The sequence below is a fragment of the Candidatus Neomarinimicrobiota bacterium genome, assembly GCA_034716895.1.
Taxonomy (GTDB): domain Bacteria; phylum Fidelibacterota; class UBA8477; order UBA8477; family JABMPR01; genus JABMPR01.
The window spans coordinates 1-2167 of sequence record JAYEKW010000182.1 but is presented as its reverse complement, the minus strand read 5'-3'; the positions used below and the strand labels follow the sequence as shown (position 1 = coordinate 2167).

Genomic DNA, 2167 nt, shown 5'->3' with positions numbered 1-2167 from the left:
CACCACATCCGGATGGATGCGGAAGAGCGTATTTCAATGTGATATTTTCTAAACTCTTCTTACAATGATGGTGACATTGATACTTAAATATGCAACATTTTTGCCATGATCTATATCCAAACACACTCTGCAGATACATACCTCTTGCCGAACTTCTCCATCTTCGATCACCATCGTTGCCTTTTATCATATCGTCCCCACCAACCCCTCAAACTTCGCATAATTCACCTTGACCCCATCATCCAGATCAATATCGATATACTCAAGCGATTTATTATGCAGCACCTCATCATACGCCGCAAGCTCCTCGATCTGCTTCCCAAGCCGCGCCTTCTCCGCAGCAGATTCATCCCCAAGCATCCCGATCCTCGCATCCAGTTTCGCCTCAAGCTCAAGCAGATAATCAGTCCTCATCTTAGCCAGTGTTTCCCGATTATACCTGTGCATATACACGAGCGCATTAAACCCCCTGCCCTTGCCTGATGTGAAGAGCCAGTAGATGGGCCTCTTCTTGTATGTCTTGACATGGTCTTTGAAGAACGATTTGAGGAAATAGTCCCGTATCACTTTCTCAGGCGATGCACTGCCTTTCTTCGACTTCGACAGCGCCCCTGCGATAAATTCAAGGTTCTCGGCAAGGCTCTCTGCCCCGAATGTGGCTTTCAGGAATTCCTTGAACCTCCCCACAATGTCGTCTGTGAAGTATTCATCATCAAGTATCGGGATGATGTTATCGTCATCCGGCATGAAACTCGGCTCAGGAACCTGCTGCAAGTAGTCATCAATGGTCTCACCCTGATTAGCCAGAATCAGACCCGGCTTGTCCAGTGAGTAGCGACCGAACATGCAGCCTACTGAATATGAGATAAATTCCTTGATGGTATCAGTCAGCAGCAGCGCTTCCAGTTCTTTCTCGCTCTTATTTCCTTTGTAGCGATAATGCGGGTTGCAGGTCAGCGTGATCTCAGAAAGTGGCACATCTGGTGTTAGTTCATCCTGCAAGCCGTAGGCTTCGATGAAGATGCGGTTGTTCTCTTCCTCCAGTCGCTGCATCTCCAGCGTCATCTCACGCCAGTGAGCGCGGAGTTTGGCGTAGGTTTCGCGGAGGGTTGGCTGGCGATATTCGGGTTGTAAAAGGGGGAGGGTGGTGAAATCCCAAGAGGTTTCGTAGGAGTCCCAGTCATGTTTACTAAAATGAACAAGAAAGTTGACATTTTTTGTGATATTTTGATTTGATATTGGAGCACGGGGGACATCGATAACATCGCCAACTTGTAAAACTAAAGTTGGATTAAGTATTTTGCATATTTGCTTTGAAACTTTGGATGATAACATTCCTAAGACAATAAGTATATCATTTTCATTGTTTCGTTTGGGAAATACTGAAGTTCCAGCAGTTTCATAAGTTGCTGATGAGGGTAAAAGCCTAAAACCAATTTTTTCACTTGAAGTGATTCGACTCCATGTAATTCCTTCTTTGTACCAGTACTTTTCATTTAAAAGTCTTGCTACCTTATCTTTTGAATAATGATTACGTGTTTCAGGTAACCAGTTAATTATATGTGTGACATTTCCGTACCATCTACGGAATTCTCCGCCCTTTGCACAGAAGAGCCACTTGAAACCCTCTCTTTTTCCTGCAAATACTATATTTTTGGATACTTCCCATAAAAATCTCATATATTTGTCATTGTCACCTGTTTTGTTAGCTCCATCCGAAAAAAAAGTTTCGCTTAATGGAGCAAAACTTGAAAAAGCATCTCTCTCATTTTCACTCACCCAGTAAGCAATCGGACTTCCCGGAATCTTCTTGAAATCCGCCGCAGAGGCGCGGTAGAAATTGGGGACAGGGTTATGTACTGAATTATCATTAGTCATGGTTCAATCCCTCTTCAATCAGCTGGCGCTGGTTCATTGAGTTTTCAAAAACATCACAAGACCTGTGATGGATTTGCCGGCATTCATCGATCACACGAGCACGACCATCAGGATATGCGTTCATTCCAATTCCTCCTGCCCCTCTCTGGCTAAGAGATCCTTACCTTTAGCCGTCAGGCGGTATTTTTGGGTCGGACTTTTTGGTGAATTTGGTAAGGTCATTTCAACGAATCCAGCCTGGATCGCGGGTTTAAGATAATCATAAACAAATGTCGGTCGGCTATTCAAA

The 2167-nt window shown here is 44.3% G+C and carries 2 protein-coding genes; both read right to left on the bottom strand.

Translation table 11 applies throughout. The features are described from left to right. Positions 1 to 186 precede the first annotated feature (186 nt). Positions 187 to 1878, bottom strand: coding sequence for a BREX-1 system adenine-specific DNA-methyltransferase PglX (pglX, locus tag U9Q77_11225; protein ID MEA3287927.1), 1692 nt, complete (start codon positions 1876 to 1878; stop codon positions 187 to 189). Beyond that, entirely contained in the window at positions 1871 to 2002 is a 132-nt protein-coding gene (locus U9Q77_11220) for a hypothetical protein (protein ID MEA3287926.1), read from the bottom strand. Before U9Q77_11220 ends, pglX begins: the two co-directional genes overlap by 8 nt. Positions 2003 to 2167: the final 165 nt, after the last annotated feature.

Coding starts and splice junctions, on each gene's coding strand:
- pglX (MEA3287927.1), bottom strand. CDS start 1,878: ATGACTAATGATAATTCAGTACATAACCCTGTCCCCAATTTCTACCGC.
- U9Q77_11220 (MEA3287926.1), bottom strand. CDS start 2,002: ATGAACGCATATCCTGATGGTCGTGCTCGTGTGATCGATGAATGCCGG.